The sequence below is a fragment of the Streptomyces sp. NPDC020898 genome, assembly GCF_044333925.1.
Lineage (GTDB): Bacteria > Actinomycetota > Actinomycetes > Streptomycetales > Streptomycetaceae > Streptomyces.
Genome location: NZ_JBIRRV010000026.1, coordinates 37552 through 63562, shown reverse-complemented (window position 1 = coordinate 63562; position 26011 = coordinate 37552). Strand labels below are relative to the sequence as shown.

The 26011-nt window shown below is 69.7% G+C and carries 25 protein-coding genes and 4 pseudogenes; 16 read left to right on the top strand and 13 right to left on the bottom strand.

All coding sequences use genetic code 11. The features are described 5' to 3' along the window. The first annotated feature begins 13 nt into the window (after positions 1-13). The 5 genes and pseudogenes from ACH4TV_RS43820 to ACH4TV_RS43800 all read left to right on the top strand — a co-directional run. Positions 14-343 carry a hypothetical protein gene (locus tag ACH4TV_RS43820; RefSeq protein WP_398407017.1) on the top strand — a complete coding sequence of 110 codons (330 nt, stop codon included), beginning with the start codon at positions 14-16 and terminating at the stop codon, positions 341-343. 77 nt (positions 344-420) lie between these two features. Beyond that, positions 421-864 (top strand): NUDIX domain-containing protein, encoded by a 444-nt coding sequence (locus ACH4TV_RS43815; protein ID WP_398407070.1) that lies wholly within the window; start codon positions 421-423, stop codon positions 862-864. A gap of 320 nt (positions 865-1184) precedes the next feature. Next, on the top strand, positions 1185-2090 hold the full coding sequence (locus ACH4TV_RS43810) for a hypothetical protein (protein ID WP_398407016.1): 906 nt from the start codon (positions 1185-1187) through the stop codon (positions 2088-2090). Further along, a pseudogene (locus ACH4TV_RS43805) lies at positions 2057-2305 on the top strand (hypothetical protein); the annotation flags it as partial. The gene ACH4TV_RS43810 and the pseudogene ACH4TV_RS43805, both read left to right, overlap by 34 nt. A 108-nt stretch (positions 2306-2413) precedes the next feature. Then, positions 2414-2616, top strand: a pseudogene (locus tag ACH4TV_RS43800) (hypothetical protein); the annotation flags it as partial. A gap of 163 nt (positions 2617-2779) precedes the next feature. Here ACH4TV_RS43800 and ACH4TV_RS43795 read toward each other — a convergent pair. From ACH4TV_RS43795 to ACH4TV_RS43775, 5 genes and pseudogenes are all read right to left on the bottom strand, one after another. Then, positions 2780-2863: pseudogene (locus ACH4TV_RS43795) on the bottom strand (short-chain dehydrogenase); the annotation flags it as partial. A 43-nt stretch (positions 2864-2906) separates the two neighbouring features. Then, on the bottom strand, positions 2907-3584 hold the full coding sequence (locus ACH4TV_RS43790) for a hypothetical protein (protein WP_398407015.1): 678 nt from the start codon (positions 3582-3584) through the stop codon (positions 2907-2909). A gap of 11 nt (positions 3585-3595) precedes the next feature. Next, positions 3596-5749, bottom strand: a complete 2154-nt coding sequence (locus ACH4TV_RS43785; RefSeq protein ID WP_398407014.1) for a glycoside hydrolase domain-containing protein — start codon at positions 5747-5749, stop codon at positions 3596-3598. A gap of 15 nt (positions 5750-5764) precedes the next feature. Beyond that, positions 5765-6301, bottom strand: a complete 537-nt coding sequence (locus tag ACH4TV_RS43780) for a peptidase inhibitor family I36 protein (protein WP_398407013.1) — start codon at positions 6299-6301, stop codon at positions 5765-5767. After that, positions 6298-7278, bottom strand: coding sequence for a hypothetical protein (locus ACH4TV_RS43775; RefSeq protein WP_398407012.1), 981 nt, complete (start codon positions 7276-7278; stop codon positions 6298-6300). The genes ACH4TV_RS43780 and ACH4TV_RS43775 overlap by 4 nt, the downstream gene beginning before the upstream one ends. A 138-nt stretch (positions 7279-7416) precedes the next feature. Between ACH4TV_RS43775 and ACH4TV_RS43770 the strand changes: the two genes are divergently transcribed. Next, the gene (locus ACH4TV_RS43770; protein ID WP_398407011.1) at positions 7417-8442 is read left to right on the top strand and encodes an ArsR/SmtB family transcription factor; all 1026 of its coding nucleotides are present in this window, start codon (positions 7417-7419) and stop codon (positions 8440-8442) included. Between the two features lie 123 nt (positions 8443-8565). On the opposite strand, the gene ACH4TV_RS43765 is transcribed toward ACH4TV_RS43770, so the two are convergent. After that, entirely contained in the window at positions 8566-9174 is a 609-nt protein-coding gene (locus ACH4TV_RS43765; protein ID WP_398407010.1) for a type III effector protein, read from the bottom strand. Here ACH4TV_RS43765 and ACH4TV_RS43760 point away from each other — a divergent pair. Continuing rightward, a pseudogene (locus ACH4TV_RS43760) lies at positions 9170-9265 on the top strand (DUF2267 domain-containing protein); the annotation flags it as partial. The gene ACH4TV_RS43765 and the pseudogene ACH4TV_RS43760 sit on opposite strands and share 5 nt — an antisense overlap. Before the next feature lie 27 nt (positions 9266-9292). Here the strand turns inward: ACH4TV_RS43760 and ACH4TV_RS43755 are convergent. The 4 genes from ACH4TV_RS43755 to ACH4TV_RS43740 all read right to left on the bottom strand — a co-directional run bounded on the left by ACH4TV_RS43755 (position 9293) and on the right by ACH4TV_RS43740 (position 12069). After that, positions 9293-9883, bottom strand: a complete 591-nt coding sequence (locus tag ACH4TV_RS43755; RefSeq protein ID WP_398407009.1) for a hypothetical protein — start codon at positions 9881-9883, stop codon at positions 9293-9295. Between the two features lie 34 nt (positions 9884-9917). Further along, the gene (locus tag ACH4TV_RS43750; protein ID WP_398407008.1) at positions 9918-10748 is read right to left on the bottom strand and encodes an SDR family oxidoreductase; all 831 of its coding nucleotides are present in this window, start codon (positions 10746-10748) and stop codon (positions 9918-9920) included. 216 nt (positions 10749-10964) lie between these two features. Further along, complete coding sequence (locus ACH4TV_RS43745; protein WP_398407007.1) at positions 10965-11231, bottom strand: type II toxin-antitoxin system Phd/YefM family antitoxin; 267 nt, start codon at positions 11229-11231, stop codon at positions 10965-10967. Between the two features lie 67 nt (positions 11232-11298). Further along, positions 11299-12069, bottom strand: a complete 771-nt coding sequence (locus tag ACH4TV_RS43740; RefSeq protein WP_398407006.1) for a sugar isomerase domain-containing protein — start codon at positions 12067-12069, stop codon at positions 11299-11301. 278 nt (positions 12070-12347) lie between these two features. Here ACH4TV_RS43740 and ACH4TV_RS43735 point away from each other — a divergent pair, with 278 nt between their 5' ends. The 8 genes from ACH4TV_RS43735 (at position 12348) to ACH4TV_RS43700 (ending at position 22479) form a co-directional block, all read left to right on the top strand. After that, the gene (locus tag ACH4TV_RS43735; protein WP_398407069.1) at positions 12348-13232 is read left to right on the top strand and encodes a MurR/RpiR family transcriptional regulator; all 885 of its coding nucleotides are present in this window, start codon (positions 12348-12350) and stop codon (positions 13230-13232) included. Between the two features lie 209 nt (positions 13233-13441). After that, positions 13442-17749 carry an NEW3 domain-containing protein gene (locus ACH4TV_RS43730; RefSeq protein ID WP_398407005.1) on the top strand — a complete coding sequence of 1436 codons (4308 nt, stop codon included), beginning with the start codon at positions 13442-13444 and terminating at the stop codon, positions 17747-17749. After that, on the top strand, positions 17746-18459 hold the full coding sequence (locus ACH4TV_RS43725) for a peptidyl-prolyl cis-trans isomerase (RefSeq protein ID WP_398407004.1): 714 nt from the start codon (positions 17746-17748) through the stop codon (positions 18457-18459). Before ACH4TV_RS43730 ends, ACH4TV_RS43725 begins: the two co-directional genes overlap by 4 nt. A 144-nt stretch (positions 18460-18603) precedes the next feature. Next, positions 18604-19974 carry an extracellular solute-binding protein gene (locus ACH4TV_RS43720; protein WP_398407003.1) on the top strand — a complete coding sequence of 457 codons (1371 nt, stop codon included), beginning with the start codon at positions 18604-18606 and terminating at the stop codon, positions 19972-19974. 2 nt (positions 19975-19976) lie between these two features. Next, positions 19977-21005: a carbohydrate ABC transporter permease gene (locus ACH4TV_RS43715; protein WP_398407002.1), complete on the top strand. Its 1029-nt coding sequence runs from the start codon at positions 19977-19979 to the stop codon at positions 21003-21005. Positions 21006-21070: 65 nt separating this feature from the next. After that, positions 21071-21916, top strand: coding sequence for a carbohydrate ABC transporter permease (locus ACH4TV_RS43710; protein WP_398407068.1), 846 nt, complete (start codon positions 21071-21073; stop codon positions 21914-21916). 88 nt (positions 21917-22004) lie between these two features. Further along, a complete protein-coding gene (locus ACH4TV_RS43705; protein ID WP_398407000.1) occupies positions 22005-22178 on the top strand; it encodes a hypothetical protein in 174 nt (57 codons plus the stop codon). A 76-nt stretch (positions 22179-22254) separates the two neighbouring features. Further along, positions 22255-22479, top strand: coding sequence for a helix-turn-helix domain-containing protein (locus ACH4TV_RS43700; RefSeq protein ID WP_398406999.1), 225 nt, complete (start codon positions 22255-22257; stop codon positions 22477-22479). Between the two features lie 110 nt (positions 22480-22589). On the opposite strand, the gene ACH4TV_RS43695 is transcribed toward ACH4TV_RS43700, so the two are convergent. Together ACH4TV_RS43695 and ACH4TV_RS43690 are read right to left on the bottom strand one after the other, a co-directional pair. Further along, positions 22590-23792 carry an MFS transporter gene (locus ACH4TV_RS43695; protein ID WP_398406997.1) on the bottom strand — a complete coding sequence of 401 codons (1203 nt, stop codon included), beginning with the start codon at positions 23790-23792 and terminating at the stop codon, positions 22590-22592. Between the two features lie 91 nt (positions 23793-23883). Then, positions 23884-24468, bottom strand: a complete 585-nt coding sequence (locus ACH4TV_RS43690; protein WP_398406996.1) for a hypothetical protein — start codon at positions 24466-24468, stop codon at positions 23884-23886. Between the two features lie 223 nt (positions 24469-24691). On the opposite strand from ACH4TV_RS43690, the gene ACH4TV_RS43685 reads away from it, so the two are divergent. Next, positions 24692-25660, top strand: coding sequence for a DUF4232 domain-containing protein (locus ACH4TV_RS43685; protein WP_398406995.1), 969 nt, complete (start codon positions 24692-24694; stop codon positions 25658-25660). Positions 25661-25764: 104 nt separating this feature from the next. Here the strand turns inward: ACH4TV_RS43685 and ACH4TV_RS43680 are convergent, their stop codons facing one another. Then, complete coding sequence (locus ACH4TV_RS43680) at positions 25765-26007, bottom strand: FxLYD domain-containing protein (RefSeq protein WP_398406994.1); 243 nt, start codon at positions 26005-26007, stop codon at positions 25765-25767. Positions 26008-26011: the final 4 nt, after the last annotated feature.

Sequence of the window (26011 nt, the reverse complement as noted above, 5' to 3'; positions counted from 1 at the left end):
GCTCCGGTGCACGATGACCGACCACCACCAGACCTACGGCACGAGCACCCACACCGCCGACGAACTGACCCAACTCGTCGGCGACCGACTCGGGTTGGCGTTCACCGAGCGGGACAGCCACTTCCTGGGCGTGTACTACGTCGCGGACATCCCCGGCCGCAAGATCGAGATCCAACCCAACCGGATACCAGGCGACGACGACGAGGACGACCTGTACGCCCCCGAACACCCCACGGTCCGGGTGCTTCTCCTGACGACCACCCCGGCGCCCGATGCCGCCCTGCGGGCCGAGCTCACCTCGGTCGAAAGGCTCGTTCACCTGACCCTGGGGTCAGCGGAGTGAAGGAACGCGAAGTGCCCCGACCGACGACCGGCACCCACCCCTCGACACCCAAAACCCTCGCCCCCGCCCTCACCTCCATGACCGTGCTGGTGGCCGCGGTCATCGTCCACGACAAGGCCACCGACCGCGTCGTCCTCCTCCAACGCGGCCCGCGCGCCAAGTTCGGCCAGGGCATGTGGGACCTTCCCCTCGGCAAGAGCGAACCCGGCGAACCCATCACCGACACGGCGGTGCGCGAGCTGTACGAGGAGACCGGCCTGACGGTGAAGCCCGAGTCCCTCAGGGTCGCCCACATCGTCCACGGCTCCCTGGGCGTCGAAGCCCCGAACGGCTACCTCACCGTCGTCTTCGCCACCCACGACTGGACCGGCGACCCCGAGAACCGCGAACCCGACAAGCACGCCGAGGTCCGCTGGACCGAAGTCGACGCCCTCCCGGCGGAGTTCGTACGCACGAGCGCGGGCGCCCTGCGCCGCTATCTCGACGGCGGGCCCTTGCTGTCGCTGGCCGGGTGGAGGTAGCCGACGCGCCGCATCCGAGCCGACCGGGTACCGGGCGGGCGCGGCATCACGGTCGCGCCGGGTCCTCGTGGGCCGGGATCCGGGCGGTCACGGCCCTCCTAAAGAACTTGGGTAAAGAACCAACTACCCTCCTCCTCCCGCCCGTTCGCACCTGGCTGACCAGCGCGCATGGCCACGTTCACTCTCAGGAGTGACTCGGTTGCGGTGAGCGAGCGCGGGGAGTTACGTTCCCGGAAACAACCCCACACAGACGACGGCCCTCGCCAGGACGGCAATCCTGGAACGAGGGCCTGACCGCTCAGGAAGAAACAGGCTTCCCGATGGCTGAAACGCAGTCTAACGCGCCCTCGCGCCCCGACGCCGGTGCCCCGGCGGCATCGAACCCCCCGGTGACAGGCCCGACCTCCGGCGTGATCCACGTACGGACCCGCCTCGCCGCCAACTTCACCGTGATCGCCAACGCCCTCGCCCAGCGACGCGGCAGCGCGGTCACCATCGGCGTCGCGGCCTACATCCTCTCCGTCCCCGACGGCGCCCCCATCAGCATCGCCGCCCTCTGCGCCCACTTCGACGAGGGCGAGATCCTGATCTCGCGTGCACTACGGGAGTTGGAGACGGCGGGCTATCTGGAACGACGGAAGGTGAGGGGCCCGAACGGCAAGGTACGTACCCAGACCTTCTTCTACGACGTACCGCGCACCGCCGCCGACCAGCCGAGCCCGCCTCGGCCGCAGCCCACCCGGCCGAGGAGGTCCGAGCCCGTCGAGGACAACACGCCAGCCGTAGTGCCTGCGGCGGAAGCAGCAACTCCCCTGGACCTCCCGCCCGTTACTCCCCCACTCGACCTCGACGAAGCCGACCCCCAGGCCGTCGTCATCCTCGCCTCGCTCCGTATCGTCGACCGCCGACTGATCCTGTCCCGCAGCGAGGTCGCGGAGTTGGCCCCGGCGGTCACCGAGTGGCTCGCGCAGGGTCTCCGGCCCGAGGAGATCACCGGGGCGCTGACATCCGACCTCCCCGCACCCCTCCGGGCCCGCCCGGCCCGGATCCTGGCGTTCCGCCTGCGCGAAACGCCGCTTCCGGCGCCCCCGGCTCCGACCGGCCTGCCACCTGTCACGCCCCTTCCACTCGCCCTCCCCTGGCAGACCTGCGACGGCTGCGAACGGGCGTTCCGGGCGGCGGAGCCTTCCGCATGCCGCGACTGCCGTACGGCCGAGGCGGCTTGATGGCTCGGGAAGCCGGTACGGGGTCGGTGGGAGAGGAAGGGGATCAATGGTCGACCGGTTCAGCGACGGGCTTCTGCCGCCCACGAGACGGCCTCCCACCTGGAGGTCCCGCTGTCCACGCTCACCAGCTGGTTCGAGGAAACGGCTGCCGGCTCGCACTCGTCCACCGCGTCGAACCGGTGCGCGAAAGGCAACCGTCGGTCCCATTCATCGGCTTGGCGGAGGCCCACGTACTGCGATCCATGCGGCTGTCCGGGCTGCGGACGGGTGTGATCCGGGAGGTAGCGGCGACCGTACGGAAGGCGTTCGGCACTCCATACGGCGCGCCCTTGGGGTTGGACTCCGCTCTCTGTGGGCGAGTTCCCTTGCGGTCCCGGCTCTGGCCGACCGTGTACAGCACGAGCGCCGGTCCGACTTCGAAAGCCGGGACGGCAAGTTGATGGCTTTGTTCGCCTGCTCGAAGATCCTCGGACCGTACGCGCACCCGGAAGACCATCAAGGAACTTCAGGCAGGCTGACCTCTTGAGCGGTCCCGCAGGGGACTCCGGTACTCCTCGATGGTTCGCTCCTCGACTTCGCCAGGCAAGGCGCCGACGAGTTCGCCCGGACAGGCGGGTTCATCGGTGCCCACAGCCACGGAGCCGACCCGCGGGAGGTGATCCCCTGTAGCCGACGCCGGCCCACCCATGACCCCCGTTGCTCCTCAGCAGCTGCCCGTTGATCCACTGCCCCTCCTCCGAGCACAGGAAGTCGACGAGGTGGGCCGTGTCCTTCACATCGGCGATCTGCCCTCGCTGAACGCCCTCCCCTTCCGGCTCAGTTGCTCTGAGCCTGTTGCAGGCGGCGTGCCTTGGCTCTGCGGGGCGGGGCAGCCGGGTCGGCGAACGTCCCGGCTGTCTGGGACCGGGACGCGGTGGGCCGGGTGGTGTCCAGCCGAGCCGCGACACGGGCCAGGGTCCTGTCTCCGGGGCGGGCGGCGATGTGAAAGTGCGAGGCCTTCACCGGGGTCAGGTCGCCGCCCCAGACAACCGTGCCGTCACAGTCCGCGAGGATGTCCCGCACGATCGCCTCCTGGTGCGGCCAGAGCCCATCGCTTCCGTTCAGCGGGTAGGCGGTGGGGTGAAGAGCGATCGCGGTCCCGGAGAGGTGGTTCGATTCGAAGTCGGCTCCCACCGTGCGCCCTGTGGTGTGGCCGGTGAGACCACCGCCCTCGCCCGTGTCGAGCGGGGCGATCTCGTAGTGCCATCGCCGCGCGACGTGCAGCAGCACCGCTCCGGCGTCACCGCGCCGCAGACCGAGCGAGGCGGCGGACCCTTCGACGTGGTGGACCGTGACGGAGGCGGGCGCGATCCGCCAGCCGTTGGCGGACACGTCGCCGGACCACTGTTCTGTGGACGGTGCGGTGGCCGAGGCGGGTGTGGTCAGCGTGCCTGACGCCACGGCGAGCATGCCGGTGGCGGCGGTGACACGCAGGAGACTGCGTCTGGAGATCATCGGCTTCTTCCTCATTCGCCCTGGCCGACGGCGGCCACACCGGGATCGCTGCCGTCACGCCAGATGTTGTGGTCCAGGCCCCAGCCCGCCTGGAACTCGTACTCGTGGATCTGGTTGAACGCCCAGTTCTCCGGCAGCGGGAAGCCAAGGTTCCCGGAGAATCCCCAGGACATCCCGGAGACGAACGACCAGCGTGCCCCGGCGTCCTTCGACACCCGGATGCACACGTTGCGGGACCCGTAGACGCCGAAGGTGTAGCGGCTCCCCAGCTCGGCGAGCCCGGCCTTGACGCCGTTGAAGTACGGCACCACATGGCTGGTGATCTCCTCGTCGGTGGCGTCGTAGTCGACCCCGAAGTAGATGCACGTGCCGGCGCCGATCCCGTGCTCCACCGCCTTCTGGTGGGCCTTCTTCCCCTGGTCGTACCCCTTGGCGTAGGTGAAGTTGCCGAGTTCCGTGCCGTTGTACTGGAAGATCGGGAAGAACCTCAGCCCTGCGTTCAGAATGGTGCGCGGCTCGCCGGGTTTGAGTGCCTTGCCGAGGTAGCCGTCGTCGCCCGGGGCGAGATGCTCGTCCAGATAGCGCCCGACGATGTGGTAGCCGTTGGCCTTGAGCAACTGACCCCGCTGCGGGGTGATCTCGGTGATGCAGTCGCAGCCGGTGGCGTCCCGGGAGGTGTCTCCGGAGGACACGAGGAGCTGTGCCCAGGTGGTGTAGTCGTTGCGGCCCGTGACGGGGATCTGCGAGAACCGCTGGAAGGACTGCAGCCACCCCAGGTGCGTACCGGTCTGGGCATCGGTGCCGATGTCCGCCGGCAGGTAGTGCGCCTGTCCGTTCGCCGTGTACGTCGGTGAGTTGAAGTAGCACGCGGCACGGAAGAGGTAGCGCAGATCGCCGGAAAGGGTGCCCGAACCCCGTTCCTTGAGGGCAGCCTGCGTCCCGGGACCGAAGTATCCGTTGATCGAACCCGTGGCGATCCCGAGCTCGTACTGGATGGCCATCATGAGCCCCTGTTGGACATCCCGGGAGTAGATCCCGTCGCACGGCACCAAGCTCATCGCGGGGATGCCTACACCCGCGACGTAACGGGAGTTCAGCCGCTGCTGGATCGCCCGGATGTGGGGGTCTCCACCGGGCACGAGCCGGAACTGGTCCATGCGCAGCAGCGACTTCAGCACGTGCGGCCACATGGCCTCGCTCTGCTGGACGGTCCCGTAGTTCAGGCCCATGTCGCCGTAGAGCTGCTGGAGGGAGGACTGGGAGTCCTCGCCCCATCCGAAGAGGAAAGGGGAGGCCCAGTAGCCCTTGCACCACAACGCCCCGTTGTAGAGGTACAGGAGATTGTCGTTCGACTCCCGGTCCGGCATCACCCGACGCTTCTTCACCGCGTTGAAGGTGCCGGGGCCGAAGGTCTGGACAGTGGGCGATATGCCGAGTTCGTGCTGAAGCCCCTGGGTGAGGGCGAGCACGGTGTTCCAGCCGGTGTAGCCGGTTTCGGCGCAGGGCACGTACCCGGGTGCCGTCTGGTAGGTGCCGTTCACCCACCTCTGCGTCCGGGACACGTAGATGTCGGGGAACGCCCGCCACGGCGCGGACGGGTCGACCACCGATCCCGGCCGCGCGTACATGTGCAGGTTGCCGGGGCAGTCGGTGTCGTGGCCGTAGGAGTGCGGGAAGATCCTGTTCCCGGTGAGCGGGGTGGCGTCGCTGCGCAGATGGTGGATCAGGTCCCTGATCGCGCGCAGCATGGCCTCGCCCGCGACGTCCTCGGAGCGGATCATGCCGACGATCGAGTAGAACCCCTCGTTGCGCCCTACGCCCTCGATGCGGCCGGCGTCACCGGCGTTCGCCTCACCGCGTTCCGCCCCGCGCCCTTCGTAGACGTTGCCGTGCGGGCAGACGAGATAGTTGTAGGCGATGTCTCCGTTGTACTGGCCGCCGGTCTTGTGGTCCTCGTAGACGCGGGCGATCGCATTGCGGCAGTCCTCCTCCGTCCGCAGATCGCTCGTGCTGCCGGCGCCGAGGTAGTGCAGGAACACGCCCATGTTCCCGAACCAGTACTGGCCCTGATTCCTATTGGGCACGGGGCGCCCGGAGGCGTGCGCCCGCAGGTCGCTCGGGGCGTACTGCCCCCAGGTGTCGCGCAGATTGATGGTGAGTGCCACAGTTCCTCGCTCCGGTCAGCAGGCGTAGTGCGGGTCGTGGACGAAGTCCGCGTCGTCGGTGAACCAGTGGTGCCCGCTGATCTTGTTGTCGGCCGGGCCGCCGTCGAGGAACTTCTCGTAGCCGAGGGACAGGTCGCCGTAGTAGCTGCCGGCCTCGATGCAGAACGACGACTGGTTCACGCTGGGTTTCACGTCCCGGCGCAGCGAGACCTCGCTGAAGTAGCCGGGGAACCCGTTGTTCCACACGGAGGTGGCGCGGTCGTTGAAGTCACCGCAGTTGTCTCCCCACCACTCGTCGTCGCGGTCCCACCGGCACGAGGCCCCCTGGAAGTTGGGCAGGTCGTAGGCGTAGAGGTAACCGTCGGCGCCGTCGGCCGCGGCCAGAGCGCTGAGGTCGGCGCCGGGTCGTACCGGGGTCGGGGCGCCGGGCGCGGCGTGGGCCGCCGCCGGTGCGGACGGTCCCGCGTCCGAGGCGGCCATGGCGGGAGCCGCGGTGGCGACCAGTCCGATCACGGCTGCCGTCGCCAGGACGCTCCGTATGTACTGCTTCATCTCGTGCCTCTCTTCTGGGTGTTGTGCCGCGACGGGTCTTCGTCGCGGACGATCCGCTCCGCCTTCGGCAGTGCGGCGAGCCGCATGCGACGGGCGTTGGTCACGTCGGCGCGATACCGCTCGCGCACGTCGGCGAGATGCCGTTCCTCGACTTCCACGGCGACCTCCGCCAGGCCGGAGTCGACGGCGCAGGCCGCCTCCGTGACGGCGTACTCGGCCTCCTTGGACGCGGGCGCCGAGTCGCCCAGCGCGGCCCGCAGGCCTTGCGGCGACTCGTGGGGCAGTCCGCGCCCGGCCACGCAGTCCGACCAGCGCCGCAGCGCTTTCGTGTACGCGGGATCCGCCTGCGCCCGGCTCATGGCCAGCGCCGTGGCACCGCGGTCCACGGCGTCCGCGCCGAACCACACGCGGAAGTCGCCGTACAGCTCTCCGCGAGCCTCGCTGGTGCACCCTCGGGTACTGCGCCCCGTCGTCGTGCCGCCCGGCAGGGTGACCTCGATGGTGTCCACGCCGCCGCCCTGCCATGCGCGCAGCGCCTTGGCGCGCCGCTGCGGCGACAACGCACGCACGTAGTCCCCGACCGGGTCGTTCGCCCGCAGGCGGGCGGTCTCCTCGGGAGTGCGGACGCGGGAGCCGTAGCCGTGCTCTCGGGCCCACGGCACGTCGGCGAGGACGAGCGCCATCGGTGGTGGCTGGGGCCCGGTCCGGGCCGGCTCGGGTGCCGCCGGCAGGTGGAACCCGGCGCGGGCCATGCAGCGTCGCTCCAGGATGTCCTCGGCCCGGCTCAGCATCGCCAGCTCACCTGCGGTGGCCTGGCGCGGGAGCGCCGCGTCAGGCGCGGCGAGCACGGCCACGTCACCCGGTCCGCAGGCAGTGAGCGTTGCGAACAACAGCAGCGACAGCGGTGACAGCACGGCAGATCTACGCATCAGGTCTCCCCCCACCCGTACGTCGTCGGTCGCCTTCAGGGTGTCCAAGGGCCTCCCGCACCGCACTCACTTTCGGTCTCATCCGAAAAACCAGGGCTCACAGGACTTTTGTGAACGCGACGAAGGAACTGTCGTACTCGCGTCGCACTCTTACTGCACAGTCAGTCGTCTCGGGGGTCTCTGCCTGTGCTGAACATCTATTTCTCTGCTGAGGATCTGGGGCGGGTCCGCCTTGCCGCAGCGCCGGATCCGGCCTGGGAGACGTTGCTGAGCCTGCACGCGCTCGGCGGCTCACCGGACCACATCGTCTTCGGGCCCTGGCGGGCCACGGCTCTCGACCGGCTCGACCCGTCGACCTCCCTGCTGCGCCGGCTCTCGCCACCGCGCGGCTACTCGCCCGACTTCCTGACGCCGGGGGTGGGCACCACCCTGGAGTCCACCGTCGACGCCGTCATGAGCGTCGGCCGCACCCGGCTGCGCAGCGAACTCGCCCTGCTGCCTGCCCGGCGCCATACGGCTTCATGGACGCGTCGGCTGGCCCAGGGCGAGCCGGAGACGCTGCGCCTGCTCGGCGGCGCCATACGCCGCTACCACCAGCGGGTGCTCGGCCGCCCATGGCACCGCATCCGCGCGGTGATCGAGGGCGAACGGGCCCTGCGGGCGCGCGACCTCCTCGACGGCGGCGTCGAACGGCTGCTGAGCAACATCCATCCGCTGGCCCGCTGGGAGCCGCCGGTGCTCAGGGTGGACTACCCGGTACGTCAGGACCTGGCCCTGAACGGCCGGGGACTGCTCCTGATCCCCTCGTACTTCTGCTGGGGTCGCCCCATCACGCTTCGTGACGGTGAGCTGAACCCGGTGCTGGTCTACCCCGCCAATCGCAGCCTCCAGCTACTCACGGAGGATGCGGCGACACCCCAACCGGCCGCTTTGGGACGTCTTTTGGGGCGTACTCGCGCGGCGGTCCTGGAGGAGATCGCGGTGTCCAACGGCACCACCGGAGGGGAACTCGCCCGGCGGCTGGGCATATCGGCCGCCTCGGTGAGCGAACACACCGCGACCATGCGGGACGCGAACCTGATCGTCAGCCAGCGGGTGACGAACACCGTATGGCACACCCTGTCCCCTCTCGGCCGGGCCCTGCTCGAAGGGCGTCCGGACGACGAGTCCCATCCCATGACCCGGGCCCGCGTCGTGGCACGGCAGGCATGAAGAATCAGCGGTCCTCACGGCGCGAGGGATGCACCGCACCTGCGGTGGCGAGGTGGTCCGACCGGTCACCGGAGCGGACCGGACCGGGTTCCGGGCGAGCGCGGACGCGGACGCGGTACCGGGTCACGTTCTGTTCTGGCGTTGGTTGCCGTTGGGGTCGCGGAGCCGCTCGGTGTGGCGGGCGAGGTCGTCGACGCGGGCCGCGAGGTCGGGGTAATTCGACGCCAGGTAGGTGTGGGTGCCCGTCAGGGGGTCGACGAGGGCGGCGGTGTCGTTGTCGGCGAGGGCGGCGGTGAGCTCGGCGACAGGGGTGCGGGCGGCGGCGGGGAGGTCGGTGAGCGCGGTGATCTGGCCGGCGAGCTGACGCAGGTCGGCGGCGTTGGCGCGGGCCCAGGTGGTGACGGTGCGGGCGGCGGCGCGGCGGTCGCGGGTCGCGCGTACCCGCTGCTCGCCCGTGGATCCCGGGGTTCCGGGGCGTACGCGCAGGTAGCGGCGTTCGGCGGCCTGGCGGCTGGAGACGCCGAGGGGGTGGGCGAGGTCGGCCCAGCTGGCGCCCGCCTCCCGGGCCTCCTCGATCAGACCCGGCTCCCACTCGGCGAGCTGATCGCGGACTTCACGGAGCAGCAGGAGCGCGGCGAGTGCCTGCTCCGAGCCCGAGACCGAGTCAGCGCCGGTGCCGGTTGGGTGGCCGGGCTCGGAGTCCTCGCCGTCCCGCGACGCCTCCCAGCTCACCGGCGAGGAACTCCTCACCCGCGTCCTCGCCCGACTCCCCTCCGGCTACGCCCTCCTCTTCGGCCGCGCCGAACTCATCCAGGCGGCCTGACGCGGATACGGGGCGGTGAGAGTTGGGCTACCCGGCCTGCGCCCGCCGCCACTCCAATTCCTCGGCAGTCAGCGGGGCGTGGATGCTGTAGACGTCGCCGACCCGCAGATTGTCCGGCGTTTCGTGCTCGCCGTAGGTGCCTATGACGGTGATGGCTACACGGGAATCGGGCTGCCAGAAATCACGGTAATACGGGCTGGCCGTGGGCAATCCCGGGACCTCCAGCAGGGGGACCCCGCGCCGCGCCAGTAGACGTTGCAGCTTTTCGAAACGCAGCCGGGGAGTGAACCGTCCGTACCTGGCACGAAGCACGCCGTGGACGTCGGGGCGGTTCCAGTTCCGGTCCTGGTTCCAGTTCCAGTGGCTGTTCCGGTACGCGAGCCGGTGTACATAGAGGGTGAAGTGGTGGCCGGACCAGGGGTGTTCGGTGGAAGCGCGGTCACAGTGGAACTCGACGAAGCCGTAGCCACGGCACATGGTGCGGTCGTCGAACGTGTTCTCAGCGAAGTCCGGCCCAAGGACCTCGGCGACGCGCTCGGGGGAATCCGCGGGGCCCACGCCGAGCACGGTGCCGGTGGTGACGACGTCCATGTAGAACGCCAGGGAATGCGGAGTCAACGGCTGATCCTCGATGCGGTGTGGTCCAACATGACTACCCAAGTCCCCCGTTGCTCTTCAGCAGTTGCCCGTTGATCCACTGCCCCTCCCCCGAGCACAGGAAGTCCACGAGGTGCGCCGTGTCCTGTGGAGTGCCCAGGCGGCCCAGCGGGGTGTGGCGAACGGCGTTCTCGCGGTCCCCCTCCGACATCCAACCGGTGTCCACCGGACCGGGGTTGATGACATTGGCGGTCACCCCGAGGTGGGAGAGTTCGTGGGCCGCCGCCAAAGTGATGCGGTCCAGGGCCCCCTTGCTCGCCCCGTACGGCAGGTTGCCCACGGTGTGGTCGCTGGTGAGGCTGATGATCCGGCCGGTTCCGGGAGGTGCCGTGAAGCGTCGCCCGAACTCGCGGATCAACAGCCAGGTGGCTCGCGCGTTGACGGCGAAATGGCGGTCGAAGCTCTCCAGGGTCGTGTCCAGCAGCCCCGAGTCGACCGACTCGCAGTGACACATCACCAGCGCGGTGACACCCGTACCGGCACCGGCACCGGCACCGCCCATCCTGCGCTCGGCCTCGTCGAAGACGTGGGCCGGGGAGTCCGGGTCGGCGAGGTCCGCCTCGATCGCCGTACTCGCGGCGCCCCGCTCGGCCAGGGACCGGGCGATCGCCTCGGTCGCGCCCGGCTCGGCGCCCCAGGACATGCGGTCGTCGTACGGCGTCCAGTGGGTGAAGGCGATGTCCCAGCCCGACGCCGCCAGCCGTCGCGCGATCCCGGCACCGATCCCGACGGTGCGACCCACTCCGGTTACCAGGGCGAGCGGGCGGGTGGTGGGAGGGTGCGGGGTGCGGTCCCCGGGGCGGGGCTCGTCGGCATGAGTCGTCACGGTCCGGGATCGTCCATGACGGACGCCGGCTCAGCAACTGCTTTTCCTCTGACGGAAGTTGAAGCCAAAGCCGACGTCGACGGTGAGGGAAGAAGGGGAGCCATGAGATCCACCCGCCCTCAGCCTCCGACGGGACCTCACGCCCCGTAGACCGCGGAACGGTGCCCGGCCTGCGCCTCGGGCCGGAAGACCGTGCGGTACTCGCTCACGCTGTGCTCATTCACTGCGTGCCCAGGTCTCCTTTATGACGTCCTCGATGGGGACACCGGCGGAACGGTTCGCCATGCGCTCGTCGATGATGCGGTTGGTCTCGCGCTCTTCCCACTTCAGGTACTTGCGCAGGACGTCGATCGAAACGACGGCGGCGACTTCCTTTCCTCGTCGCGTGATCACGGTGGGCCGGTCATCGCGCTCTGCCCGCTCGACGACTTCGGCAAGGTGCGTGCGGACGTCACGGATGGACTCTTTGGGCATCTGCGTCATGTACACATAGGTACCGGATGCCCCATGTGTACACAACGGCGGACGCGGCCCCGGATCCGTACGCCCCTCAGCTAGCCGGCCGCCGAATCCGCCCCCCGTAATGCTGCTCCAGCCCCAGGTTCCCCTCGAAGCCCCCGGGCACGTTCGCCGACACGTACACCGGCGGACGCTCCCCCGCCTCGATCAGCACCGCCGCCGCCTCCGCGACCGCCATCTGTACGAGCATCACCCCGGTCAGTGTGGACAGCGCACATACGGCACCCCCGCCCGGGAGTTCGAGCAGCGCGTCGCCCGTCGGTGCCTCGTTGTCCAGCACCACGTCCGCGATGTCGGCGAGCTTCTTGCCGCTGACGTGGCCCGCCGGGACCGTGCGGGTGTGGGTGAGGGAGGTGATCGCGAGGATCTTGTGGCCGCGCTCCTTCGCGCGCAGGGCCATCTCGACGATGACGTTGTTGACGCCCGAGTTGGAGATGATCACGAACAGGTCGGCGGGGTGCGGCGCGGCGAGATCGTACAGCCGCTCGGCGATGCCCGGCTTGCGTTCCAGGAGGGGGTCGTCGAGGGCGCTGGGGCGGTCGCCGCCGTAGAGGACGAGGTCGGCCATCGACAGGCGGTTGGTGGGGACGAGGCCGCCCGCTCTGCCCGCCAGCTCCAGGACCAGGGCCTGGGAGTGGCCCGTACCGAAGGCCTGGATCACGCCGTCCGCGCGGATCGTGTCCGCGATCAGCCTGGCGGCGCGGCTCACCGACTCCTGGACCGCCTCCGACCCGGTGATGCGGTCGAGGACGGCCCGGCTCTCGCGCGCGAAGCCCTGGGCGCTGACGGACTCGACGGACACTCGACTCTCCCCACCGGTGGATTGAACCACCCGCTCTATCGCTATCGGTGAATCAATAAATCACAGTGTACGGGCTGCGGGCAACGACAGGGCGGCGACAGAGCTACGGCCCCGGCCCCTTGAACCCTCTTGGGCCCCTTCCCTGGTCCTGGAATTCAATCCGGCCCTCAGACGGTGGCTGATACATTCGACACCCCCACCATCAGTCACCGTCAGTTCAGCGCCGAGGAGACCGGAAACCCATGGAACGGACCGAACGGACCGGCTCCGGCAACGGAATGCCCCCGACGGACGTCACCACCCTCATCCGTACGGAGCTGCCGCGCCTCGCCGGCTCCCTGCGGAAGGTGGGTGAGCTGATCCTTGAGGATCCCGCCGCCGTCACCCACTGCTCGGCCGCCGAGCTGGGCCGCCGGACCGGCACCTCCCAGGCCACCGTCACCCGGTTCTGCCGTGCCATCGGCCTCGACTCCTACCAGCATCTCCTCATCGAGCTGGCCCAGGAGCGCGGTCGCGGCGAGGTCTCCGACTGGGGCACCGCCGAGATCGGGCCGGACATCTCCCCCGACGACAGCCTGGAGCGGGTTGTCCAGGTCGTCGGCTCGGCCGATCTGCGTGCCGTCCAGCAGACCATCGACCGCATCGACTTCGACTCCCTCGAACGCGCCGGCCAGGCCGCCGCCCGCGCCCGCCGCATCGACGTGTACGGCGTCGGCGGCAGCGGTGCCGTCGCCCAGGAGACCGAGACGCGGCTCTTCCGTATCGGCTGCGCGGTGCGCGGCTGGACCGAGGTGCACGCGGCCCTGACCTCCGCCGCCCTCCTCACCCCCGCCGACGTCGCCATCGGCATCTCGCACTCCGGTGCCACCCGCGAGACCATCGAGCCCTTCGAACTGGCCAAGCAGCGCGGCGCCACCACCGTGGCCATCACCGGCGACCCCAAGTCCCCGCTGGCCCGCGCCGCCGACATCCGGCTCATCTCCTCCTCCTCGGAGACCAGCTTCCGCACCGAGGGCATCGGCGCCCGGCACTCCGTGCTCGTCCTCATCGACTGCCTGTACGTCCGGGTCGCCCAGCTCTCCTACCAGCGCGCCAGCTCCTCCCTCGCCCTCACCGACCACATCGCCAGGGAGCACTCGGTGAAGTCCCGCCGCACGCGCTGACCGAACGAAACGAACGAAGCGAACGACAAGCACCCCGAAAGCCGCCTTGGGAGACATCCCCCAGGGCGGTTTTTGCATGGATGAACCACCAAGGAAACGAGAAGGTGGTTGTTTGAACCATCCGAACGGTGCCACGATGGCCCCCGTCGTTCCCCGTTCCCCCCGCCCTCCCCCTCCCCTGTTTCCCTCGTATGCCTCGTAGGAGACCCATGCGCGTCACCTCAGTCGAGTCGACCGAGCTGTTCGTCGGCAGCGCCGAGCATCCGCGTCAGGTGGTGGCCGCCGAGGTCAGCCACGCCGCCGGCCGTACGGTCCGCCTCGCAGTCGAGGGCCCCGGTGTCCGCGGCGACGAGGAAACGCTCGCGGTCGTCGGTGACGACGGCACCGTCCGCGTCGAGATACCCGTGCTCTGCGACCTGCCCCCGGGCGAGCGCACCCACGTCACGGTCACCGCGCAGGACGTCGACGACCCCGCCCAGCAGGCCGCCCTCACCGGCAGCCTCCTCGTCGCCGAGCCGGGCTGGACGATGTTCATGGTCAGCCACTTCCACTACGACCCGGTCTGGTGGAACACCCAGGCCGCCTACACCGAGACCTGGGACGTCGCCGACGATCCGGCGGCCTCCGGACTCCCCGCCCGCACCTTCGACTCCCGTGGCCAGTCCGGGATGAGCCTCGTCCGCGCGCACATCGATCTCGCACGGCGCGATCCCGCGTACACCTTCGTGCTCGCCGAGGTCGACTACCTGAAGCCGTACTGGGACTCGTTCCCCGAGGAGCGCGCCTTCCTGCGGCAGCTGCTGCGGACCGGGCGCGTCGAGATCATGGGCGGGACGTACAACGAGCCGAACACCAACCTCACGGGTGCGGAGGCGACCGTACGCAACGCGCTCTACGGCGACGGCTTCCAGCGCGGGATCCTCGGCGCCGACCCGCACACCGCCTGGCAGCTCGACGCGTTCGGGCACGATCCGCAGTTCCCCGGGCTGATGGCCGACGCGGGGCTCACCTCCAGCTCCTGGGCGCGCGGGCCGTTCCACCAGTGGGGGCCCACTCTGTCGGTCTTCGGCGAGGAACCCCGCGACCCCCAACGCATGCAGTTCCAGGCCGAGTTCGACTGGATCGCCCCCTCGGGACGCGGGCTGCTGACCGCCTACATGGTCAACCACTACGGCGCCGGCTGGGCCATCGACAACGCGCCCACCCTGCCCGAGGCAGAGGAGGCCGCCCTCAAGCTCTTCGCCGGGCTGAAGAAGGTAGCGCTCACCCGCAATGCGCTGCTGCCCGTCGGCGGCGACTACGCGCCGCCCTGCCGCTGGGTCATGGCCATCCACCGCGACTGGAACGAGCGGTACGTCTGGCCGCGCTTCGTCTCCGCGATCCCCCGCGACTTCTTCGCCGCCGTGCGCGCCGAACTCGACGCCGAGGGGCGCAGGGCATCGCCGCAGACGCGGGACATGAACCCGGTCTACACCGGCAAGGACGTCTCGTACATCGACACCAAACAGGCCCAGCGGTACGGCGAGACACTCCTCGCCGACGCCGAGGCCTGGGCGACGCTCGCCTCGCTCGTCACCGGGCGCGCCTATCCCGACGCCGCGCTCGACAAGGCCTGGCGGCAGCTCGTCTACGGCGCCCATCACGACGCCATCACCGGTTCCGAGTCCGACCAGGTCTACATCGACCTGCTGACCGGCTGGCGCGAGCTGTACGACCTCGCCGAGTCCGTGCACACCGACGCCACCCAGGCCCTCGCGGATCAGGTCACTCCGCTGCCCGGCGGCGGGCCCGACCTCGTCGTCCTCAACTCGGCCACCTGGCCACGCCGGGACACCCTCACCACCGACCTGCCCGACGGCCTCGTCCCGCTGGACGACACAACAGGCCTTCCCCTGCCCGCCGTTCGGGAAGCGGACGGTGAACTACGGGTCGTGGTGCCCGAGGTGCCGGGGCTCGGGCTGAAGGCCCTTCCGCTCGGGGACGGGTCCGTCCCCGGCTGGACCCCCGGCGACGGACTGACCATCCGCAACGACTTCTACGAGGTGACGGTCGACCCCGCTCGCGGCGGCGGCGTCAGCAGCCTGCGCCAACTCACTGACGGTGGACGAGAGTTGCTGCGCGCCGGTGACATCGGCAACGAGCTGGTCGTGCAGGAGGAGTATCCGAGGCACCCGCGCTTCGGCGAGGGGCCCTGGCATCTCACGCCGACGGGTACGACGGCCGCCCGTAGCCGCGACCTCACCGGCGCGGACGTACGGGTGGAGCACTCGGCCGCCGGGTCGCGTATCACCGTCACCGCGACTCTCGGCCAACTCCTCACCTACACCCAGCAGTTGACCCTCTGGACGGGTGTCGACCGACTCGATGTCTCGACGACCATCGACGGGTACGACGGCTCCGACCGGCTCATCCGCGTCCGCTGGCCGGCCAATGTCCAGGGCGGGCTGCCCGTGCACGAGGTGGCCGACGCGGTCATCGGGCGCGGGTTCGGGTTCGTGGAGGTCGACAGTGAGCAGTTCCCGTGGACGCTCGACAACCCGGCCAACAACTGGTTCGGGCTGGGCAGCACGGCTCGGGTGGCGGTCAGTGACGACACCGGTCGGCTGCTCGGCAAACGGGCCATCGGTGTCGCCGAGTTGATCTATCCCTCCTGGGACGAGGCCGGTGAACTCGGTGCCGAACTCGCCGCCGCGCTCGTGCGGGTGGGCGTCACGGCCACCTCGACGATCGCGGGCGGGCAGCGCTACGGCGACCTCGAAGTCGACTCGAACCTCCCCGACATCCGTATCGCCGTCGGCTCCCCCGAACGCAACTCCGTCGTCGCCGAGGCCCTCGGCATGGACCCGGCCGCCGGACGCGAACTCCGGCGCCAGCTCGCCGAGTCGGGCGTGGCGGCGGTGTGGGTCGCGCCGCGTGCCGGGCTGCGCGAGGAGTGGGTGCCCGGGGCCGACCTGCGCGATCTGGAGCGGCTGCCGCTGCTCGTGGTGGCGGGCAGGGGTCCGGAGGACGACGCCAAGGCGGTGGACGCGCTGATCGCCGACCTCGGCGACGCGGTCGTCCATGCCACGGCCGCCGGTGGCGGCGAGGCGCTGCCGCCGGGCGACACCTGGGACGGCACCAGCCTCGCCGTCCTCAACCGGGGCACACCCGGCTGCGTGGTCACGTCCTCCGGCGACCTCTACATGAGCCTGATGCGCTCCTGCACCGGCTGGCCCTCCGGCATCTGGGTCGACCCGCCCCGCCGCACGGCCCCCGACGGCTCGGCGTTCCAGCTCCAGCGCTGGTCGCACACCTTCGAGTACGCCGTCCTCGGCGGCACCGGCGACTGGCGTGAGCTGCGGCTGCCGCAGGCCGGGCACGCGTACAACCATCCGTTGCGGGCGAGGCTGCGGGAGCGGTCGGCGGGATCAAAAACGTCAGGGGGCGCCGAACTTCCGCGCACCACCACCCTGTTGAGCCTGGAACCCGCCGGTGAGGTGATCCTCGACGCCCTCAAGCCCGCCGGGTCGCCGCTCGCCCGGGGGAGCGTGGCGCCCGCCGACCCGGGGCGCGGTGTCGTCGTACGGATGCACGAGGTGAACGGCCGTCCGGTGCGGGCGCGGGTGCGCGGGCCGGTGGCATGGACGGACGCCGCCCGTGCCGACGTCCTGGAGAGGCTCGGGACTTCCCTGCCCCCGGACGCGGACGGTGGCCTCGGGGACCACCTGACCGGTTTCGAGGTCGCGACCGTCCTGGCAACCCCCGGTAGCACGGCGGCTGTTGACTGCGTGGGTACCGATGCGGTGGGCACCGAGGACGTGGGCATCGACGCGTACGAGCCCGCCCAGCCCGTCCACACCCGCTACTGGCTGCACAACTCCGGCCCGGCGCCGCGCGGCAACCTGCCCGTCGCCGTCTACCTCTCCCCCACCGCCCTCACCGCCTCCGGCCCGGTCACGGCGACGGTCCGCATCAGTTCCGAGCTGACCGACTCCCCCGTCTCCGGCACCCTCGCCCTCGGCGTCCCGCCCGGCTGGACGGCCGAACCGGCCGAGCTGCCGTACGCGCTCGGCCCCGCCGGTTTCACCCTCACCGAGGTCACGGTGACCCCGCCGAAGGACGCGCCCCCCGGCCGCCACTGGCTCATCGCCCGCCTGCCGCACGGCGGCCAGGTGTACGAGGACACCGTGGCCCTGGACGTGCCGGACGGCCATACCGGCCCAACTCTGGTGACAGAGCTGGGAGTTGACCGAGTCGTCGTGCGTCGCGGAGAGCGCGCCCAAGTCCCCGTGAACCTGCGCAACACCACCCTCGGAGAGATCAACGGCACCCTGTGGGCCGTGTCCTCGTGGGGGACGTGGGCGGGCGTCGGACCGGGGGTCCAGGGGTTCGCCGTACCGGCCGGGGAGTCGGTGGAGTGCGCGATCGAGGTGGACGGCGGGGCGCTGGCACCGGGGTCGTACTGGCTGATGGCGAAGTCCGCCTGGCACGGCTGCGTGGCGTACACGGAGGCCGTGATCCTGGAGGTGACGCCATGAACCAGCAACACGAGCATGTGCATCCGCCCGAGGGCGCCTGTGCCCTCGTACACGGCGAGTCGGTATCCCGGGACCAGGTGGACGAGGTTCTGGCGGCGATTCCGGTACGAGAGGGCTGGGGCCGCGGTGACGCGCCCCTTCAGGGGCGCGGGGAACTGCGCGACCAGCCCCCACCCGCCGGCAGCCGAAACACAACGCTCTCCGCGGAGCGACAACGCCGCCGCTGGGCAACACAGATCGTCGTGGCGGACGTACTGGCACGACGGGAATGCGAGGAGCGGGGCCTGAAACCTCCGGAACCCCCCGTACGTGCCCTGCCCGCCGTGCCGGAGGCAGACGTCGCCGGACTAGGCAGCATCGTCGCGGTGGTGCTGGCGTACTCCGCCGCCGCGCGGACGCTGCTGGGGCACCTCGAAGGGCGCCAGGCGATCCCCGAGGCGGCCGTGTGGGAGTACTACGAGCGCAACAGGGACCGCTTCCTGACAGTGGCCGCGCTACGAACCGGCGTCGATCCGTTCGGCGACGCGGCGGACGCGGATTTCCTGCCGTACGAGCAGGTGAAGGCGGGTATCGAGGGCGAGTTGAGGCAGGCGGCGGGCCGGCGCGCCTTCTTCTCGTGGCTCGACCTGGCGCGGGCGGACGTCGTGTACGCGCACGGGCACGAGCACCCCGGGGACCCGTCCCACCCGGACCACGAACACCGGCACTGAAGCGGCCTCGCCGGTTCCGGAACACAAAAGCAACACGGCACCCCATTGACCTCCGATGAATTCTGGTCCACATTTTCATCACTCGGAGTCAAAGTTGGTGAATTGAACCAGCATCGCCAGCATCCATCCAGGAGGGCAGCAGCAATGCGCGCAAGAAGACTGACCGGATCCCTGTCCTGTCTCGTCGTACTGACGTTGACGGCCGCCGGCTGCGGACTCTCCGGAGGCTCCGACGACGGCGGCGCCACCGCCGGCGGCTGCACGGTCGACAAGGGCAACGTCGGCTCCGGGAAGCTCACCGGCGACGTCAAGGGCAAGATCACGTTCCAGACGACGAACCTGAAGAAGGACTTCGGCGGCTACTTCAACGGAGTCATCGCCGCCTTCGAGAAGGCCCACCCGGACACGACCGTCAAGTGGATCGACGACCCGGGCGACAGCCAGTTCACGCAGCGCCTGGTCGCCGACGCGCAGGCCTGCACGCTGCCCGACGTGGTCAACCTGAACGTCAACACGCAGATCGCGCTGACCAAGGCCGGCTACCTGCTGGACCTGGACAAGAAGGCCCCGGACTCGGGCAAGGTGTTCGGCGCCGCGATGTGGAAGTCCAGCATGTTCACCGACGCCTCGGGGGCGAAGGTGCACAGCGCGTTCCCCTGGTACTCCGGCGGCATCGCCCAGACCTTCAACACCGACCTGATGAAGAAGGCGGGCCTCGATCCGACCAAGCCGGCGACGACGATCCTCGGCTTGTTCGACGACGCCCTGAAGATCGCCAAGGTGTCCGACGGCAAGTACTACGCCACCGTCGCCAACCCGATCTGGCGCATCCCGGCCGACTGGCAGCAGATGGGCGTCAAGGTCCTCTCGGACGACGGCAAGTCGTTCGCCTTCGCCGACGATCCCAAGACGGTGGCGTGGGTCGAGGCGATGACCAAGATGTACAAGGCGGGCGCGATGCCGAAGGACTCGCTCTCCTCCAACCAGGACGCGTCCACCCTCTACGCGCAGGGCAAACTGGTCTACGGCTCCACCAACCCCAACTACCTGCGCTTCATCCAGGAGAACAACCCGAGCGTCTACAAGAAGACGGGCGTCGCCCGCTACATGCTGGACGACCTCGGCCACACGGTGGGCGCCCCGCAGTACATCTCGGTCGCGGCGACGAGCAAGAACGCGCCCACGGCCCTCTCCTTCGCCCAGTTCCTGACGAACGCGGAGAACCAGCTGCTGTGGGCGAAGGACCCGAACGTGGTCATCTTCCCGTCCACGACAGCCTCGTTGGACGACCCCTTCTTCCAGTCGGTCAAGGGCACGGACCCGTTCTCCGAGGCCCGCAAGATAGTCGCCGAGGACCGCAAGACGGCGACAGCCGACGAAATCGCCCTGTCCCCGGGTGAGTTGAACGCCATCACGGCCCAGGTGCAGCTGGCGATGCAGGGCAAGAAGAGCGCCGAGGACGCCCTCAAGGAGGCACAGTCCAAGGCCGACGAGCTGCTGAAGCAGGGCAGTTGAGGATGACGGCGGTACGTACGATGCCTGACGGCGAGGCGCCCGCGACCGCTCCGGCGGCCAAGGGCGCCCCGGCGCCGAACCCCCCTTCGGGCCTGCGCCGCCTGGTGAAGGCGGTCACCCCCGGCCCGACCCCGGACGCGGGCGGCGCGGCCATCTACCGCCGCTGGTGGCTCCCTTGGCTGTGGATGCTCCCGGCGATCTTCGGAGCGGCGGCCTTCGGTGTCTTCCCGTTCCTGAACACGCTGGTCCTCTCCTTCACGGACGCGAAACCGCTCGGCGGCGTGGCGGACTTCGTGGGCCTGGACAACTACACCCGTATGTTCGGCGACTCGGACTTCTGGCTGGCGACCCGCAACAGCGTGCTGTACGCGGTGATCGTGGTCCCCCTGATGGTCCTGCTGCCCCTCCTCCTGGCGATCCTGGTGGAGAAGAACCTGCCGGGCATCGGCTTCTTCCGCTCGGCGTTCTACACACCGGTGCTGGCGTCGAGCGTGGTCGTCGGCCTGAGCTGGCAGTGGCTGCTGGCGGACCAGGGCCTGGTCAACACCTGGCTCCAGAAGGCCCACATCATCAAGGAGGCCATTCCCTTCCTCTCCGACAGCTGGCTGATCCTGCTGTCGGCGATGGGCCTGACCCTGTGGAAGGGCCTCGGCTGGTACATGATCTTCTACCTCGCCGCCCTCGGAAACGTCCCCAAGGAACTCCACGAGGCGGCCTCGGTGGACGGCGCCGGCGCGGTACGCCGCTTCTGGCACATCACGGTGCCCGGCGTACGCACGTCGATGATGCTGGTCGGCACGCTGACCGGCATCGGCTCCCTGCGCGTCTTCACGGAGATCTACATGCTCGGCGGCTCGACAGGCGGCCCCGGCGGCGCCGACCGCACGCTCCCCTTCTACATCAGGGACGTCGGCCTGGACCCCCTGAGCGGCAACGCCGGCTACGGCGCGGCCGTCAGCGTGGCCCTCTTCGCACTGACCCTGGGCCTGACGCTGCTCGCACAGCGCCTGACGAAGGAGGACGAGTCGTGACGACGGCAGCCCCGGCCACTGCTCCGGCGAATTCCCCGGCCCCGGCGCCCCGGAAGAAACGGTTGATGCCCCGCTGGCGCGACTACGGGCGCCCCCGCGAACTCATCGTCCGCTACCTGCTGTTGCTGTTCGTGCTCGGCATCACGATCGGCCCGCTGCTCTGGCAGTTCCTGGCGTCGCTGAAGGGCGTAGGAGAGGACGTCTTCGGCTCGAACGCCTCCCTGATCCCCCACCACCCGACGCTGCGCGCCTACCGCGAGGTCTTCGCCCAGGTCCCGGTGGCCACGTACATCAGGAACAGCGTGATGATCGCGCTGCTGTCGATAGCGAGCCAGCTCGCCTTCTCGACGATGGCCGGCTATATGCTGTCCAAGCCCGGCTGGAAGGGCAAAAAGGCAGTCTGGGTCCTGTTGCTGGCATCCATGATGTTCCCCTTCGAGTCCATCATGGTCTCCCTGTTCCTGAGCATCCGGGACCTGGGCCTGATCGACCACCTGGCCGGCGTCTGGCTCCCCGGCTTCGTCGGCGCGATCAACGTCCTCATCATGCGCGCCGCGTTCCTGGCCGTCCCGCGCGAGATCGAGGACGCCGCGATGCTCGACGGCGCGGGCGAGTGGAAACGCTTCCGCTACCTGTACCTGCCTTCGGCGTACGGCGCGATCCTGGTCGTCACCATCAACACGTTCATCAGCGCCTGGGACGACTTCCTCTGGCCCCTGATCGTCCTGCGCACCGAGGAACACTTCACGCTGACGCTGGGGTTGGCGAGGCTCCAGACGTCGTCGTTCGGGTACGACCAGCGGATGGTGATGGCGGGGTCGGTGATCTCTGTGGTGCCTGTGCTGGTGCTGTTCGTCATCACGCAGCGGTGGTTCTACCGGGGGGTGGCTTCGGGGGCGGTGAAGATCTGAGGAGCGGGGTGCGTGCCCCGGCCTGTCCGCGCCGGCGAGGGCCGGGCGGACGGGCGGGGCGGGCAAGGGGGGGACGGTCAGCATCCGGATGCTGTTCGTCTTCGACCCCGAGCGTCGAGCTATCTTCCTGGTGGCGGGCAACAAGGCGATCGCGCGGCAGTGGGCATCCTGGTACCCCCGGGCGATCAAGGAAGCGGACGACAAGTACACGGCCTACCTTGAGGCACTTCAGCAGGAGAAGAAGGAAGGGCAGGGCAGATGAACCTCGGCACCATGGCCGACCTGGCGGCCGACATCCCCCCGAGAAGCGCGAACGCATCGACGCCATCAAGGCGGAGATGATCGACGCCGAGCGAGGACATGAACTGGCCGCCCTCCGCAAGGCACAAGGATTCACGCAGGTTCAGGTCGCCGCAGCGATGGGAGTCACCCAGGGGCGGGTCAGTCAGATCGAGCGGGGGGCCGCCCGTCTGGACACCTCGACCATGGCCGCATACCTGCACGCGATCGGTGGCGAGCTGACCATAACTGCCACCGTGGGGAACCTCTCAGTGCGGCTGTAGAACGTCTGCGCGTGCAGTGCGCACCTTCTGCCAGATCTGTGACGGCCAGTCCTCGACGGCTGAACCACCAGCCACCGACCTGAATCGGTGACCCGCAAAGTACGGGCCCACTACTCCAGCCGCACCAGCACGAGCGCCGTCACGAGATACGGGACCGCGAACACAGCGAACGCGATCCCGTGCGCGTACGACGCACCGACCAGGGCGTACGCGGCGAACACCCCGACCGTGGCCAGCTCGGTCCCCATGCTCGCGACGGAGGTCAGAGTCGCCCGGCGAGCCCCCTCGATCCGGTCCTGGAGCCGCGCGTCAGCAAGGACGTTGACCAGCTGGAAGCCGCCGAAGGCGACCGCGACCAGACCGATACCGGCCGGAGTGCCCATCAGCGAACCCACGGCCAGGGCGAACGCCGAGCCCGCAAGCACCACGCCGAGCCCCGTCGTGCTCAGCCGCTCCCCCGCCCCGGCCAGCAGGCTGCCGATCGCGGGGCCCACCCAGATCACCAGCAGCAGATACGGAATCGTCTGCTGGGCCACGCCGGTGTCCCGGACCAACAGCGGCGTGTACTCGTCGAGCGCACCCCAGACCGCACCGACGGCCGGAACGAGCAGCAGCGCCCCACGGACGGACCGGTCCCGGCGGGCCTCGACGAGCCCGGCCCGCAGGGTGGTGAGAGCGGAAACCCGCTCATCATCGTGAGACACCGCGTCCCGATGCTCGGGGAACCGGGTCGCCACCACCGAGGTCAGCACACAGGCCAGCACGCTCGCCGCGCCCACGGCCTGGTAGCCGCCGAAGTCGAGCACCGGACCGGCCAGTCCCATCGCCGCCATCACGGCGACCATCCCGACCGCCTGAGCCCGGCCGATGACACGCGCGTACCGGTCGGCCGCGCCCAACCGGTCGAGCTCGTCGTACACCAGTGCTTCCAGCGCACCGGAGCCGAGCGCGCCACGCACCCCCCAGAGCACGAAGCCGAGCGCGAAGGCCCAGTACGACGGCACGATCACCCACAGGGCGAAGCCGACGACGGTGAGCAGCGGGCCCAGCCACAGCAGCAGCCGCCGGGAGACGGCGTCGGCCCAGGCGCCGGAGGGGACCTCCAGCAGGATCCCGGTGATCGACCACAGGGCGAACAGTGAGGAGATCTGCCAGATCGACAGTCCGGTGTCGCTGAACAGCAGCGCGTACACCGGGTAGAGCAGCACGAAGTCGTCGAGGAACGCGTAGCCGTAGAGCGTGGCCGTCAGCCGCCGGACACCGGTGCTCCTGGTGTTCTCGGCGCCGGGCGCACGCGCAGGTGAGAGAGTCATGAGGCCTTCCCGCAGGGGCGATTCGGACGTCGGATGTACGGCGTCCGAGGCGGCCCTCGGGAGGCACGGCTGGTGGATCAATGTCGCCAGGTCATGGCACCGATGGTAGGCGGGCGGCGCCGGGCGGCCCAGTGAATTCCGGCCCAGTGAATTCCGAGGACCCCCCGGAGGGGACGACGCTGGGAGACGGCACTCCTGCCGTCGTGCACGCGGACTGCGGCTCGTTCTCCGCGGCCAGTTCCCTGACGGTGACCTCGGGCCTCCGATGGCCGCGCCCGTCCGGCGTGACGGTGAAGGTGAAGCACCCCGTCATATATGTCGCGCTGGTGAGGAAGACCCCCGGCCCGACGCCCAGTAGCTCGGCCGTCACGACGACATCAGGACCGTGCCGCTGGATCCTGACCAGGCCCTGATCCGGCTTTCCCGGAGGGAAAACCCGGGCGATCTCGCTGTCGTCCAGCACACCGTCTGCCGCCGCCGCGACGAGCTTTTCCTGCCGCGTCTCAGCATCACTCCGCATATCGGCGCGGGCCTTTCCCTCGGCGCGTTCATCCGCCGTGGCCAACCGGATCCCTACTCCGATGACGCACACAAGAAGCAGCACGAGCACAGCCAGACAACCGTTGAACAGACACCCTCCGACCGTTCCCCTCCGCACCCCGTCGCGTCTCCCCATGCCCCGAGCATTGCCGGTACCCGGACCGGCCAGGCGACACGAGTCCAAGCCGTTACCGACTCCGCCCCTGCCCGAAACCAGTCACCCGGGCTCCGGTGCCGCAGGTCCTACCCGTCTTCGTACGCCCAACCCGCCCGCAGGCCACGGAACTTGTGACACCCCCGTGACCGGAACTATGGCCTCCACCACATGCACAGGACTCACACCCTGATCAGATGACCCGATGCGCAGACCCGCCCCCCTCCACCCGGCTCTCGCCAGGACCGCCCCCTTCCTGTCGGCTCTCGCCGCGACCGCTCTGCTGCTCACGGCCTGCGGAACGGAGCGCACGGGTGCCGGGAACCCCAGCACCGATGCGACCGGACCGACGTCCGCCACGCAGGTCGACGATCCGGGCAAGGACGGCGTACGGATCACCTCGCTGACCCTCCCGTCGACCTCGCCCTCACCCTCACCCACCCGCAGCTACTCCGTCTCCGCCGACAGCCTCGACCTCACCGCAGACTCGGGGGTCGTCGCCGCCTACGAGGTCACCAACGAGGGCACCGAGACCCTGACCTACGCGATCGTCTTCACCTTCATGAGCAGTGACGGCGGGGCCATGACCAACCAAACCGCGACCGTGCGCGACGTCGGCCCCGGGAAGACCGTCCGGGGCACGGTCCGGGCCGGGGAACTGCCGCCCGCCGCGCCACGGGTGACGCAGGCCAAGGTGCTCCAAGTGACCAAGGTCCCAGCAAGCGAGGCACCGACCGAGCCGGGCACATGCCCCGCCTCCGGGATCCGAGTCACCGCCGACAAGGGCGACGCGGCCATGGGACTGCGCGTCGTGGGCCTGCACCTCGACAACTGCGGCACGCGCGACTACACCGTCGAGGGCTACCCGCTGCTGGAGCTCCTGGACAACGAGTTCAAGCCCGTCGACGGCATCAAGATCCTCGACGGCAGCGGCGAGATCACCACCAGCGCCGGCCCGGACAACCAACCCCTCCCCGTCACGCTCGGCCCCGGCGAGTCGGCGACCGCCGCCCTGGTCTGGCGCAACACCACCCAGTTCGGCACGCCGGTGAACGTGCCCTACGTACGGGTCCGGGCGAAGACCGGCGCCGACCCGGTGACGGTGACCCCGAACCTCGACCTCGGAACCACCGGAAAACTGGGGGTCAGACCGTGGGAGAAGGCGGAGCGCTAGTGCCCTGACCTCGTAGACGACCTGGGTCGCGAGCACATCGGTGCAGCTGAGACGCCTCGTCGCCCGGGCGAGCGACGGGGCGTCGGCGCACCTGCACGACGGGTCTACGACGCGTACCGCGTCACCTCGGTCACCCGGCACTTGATCTTCACGTTGATCGAGTCCAGGCCCTGCGCCGTCTCCTCCGCCTGCTGCCTCGGTGCGAGGTTGTTGGTCGCCGTGAACGCCTCTCCGAGCCGCTTTCCCGAGGCGTCCACGAACTCCACGTTCACGATGTAGTTCGACGTCTTCGACGACCGGTTCGTGATCAGCAGCTCAGCCGACGGCCACGAGGTCGTTGCGTCCACCTTG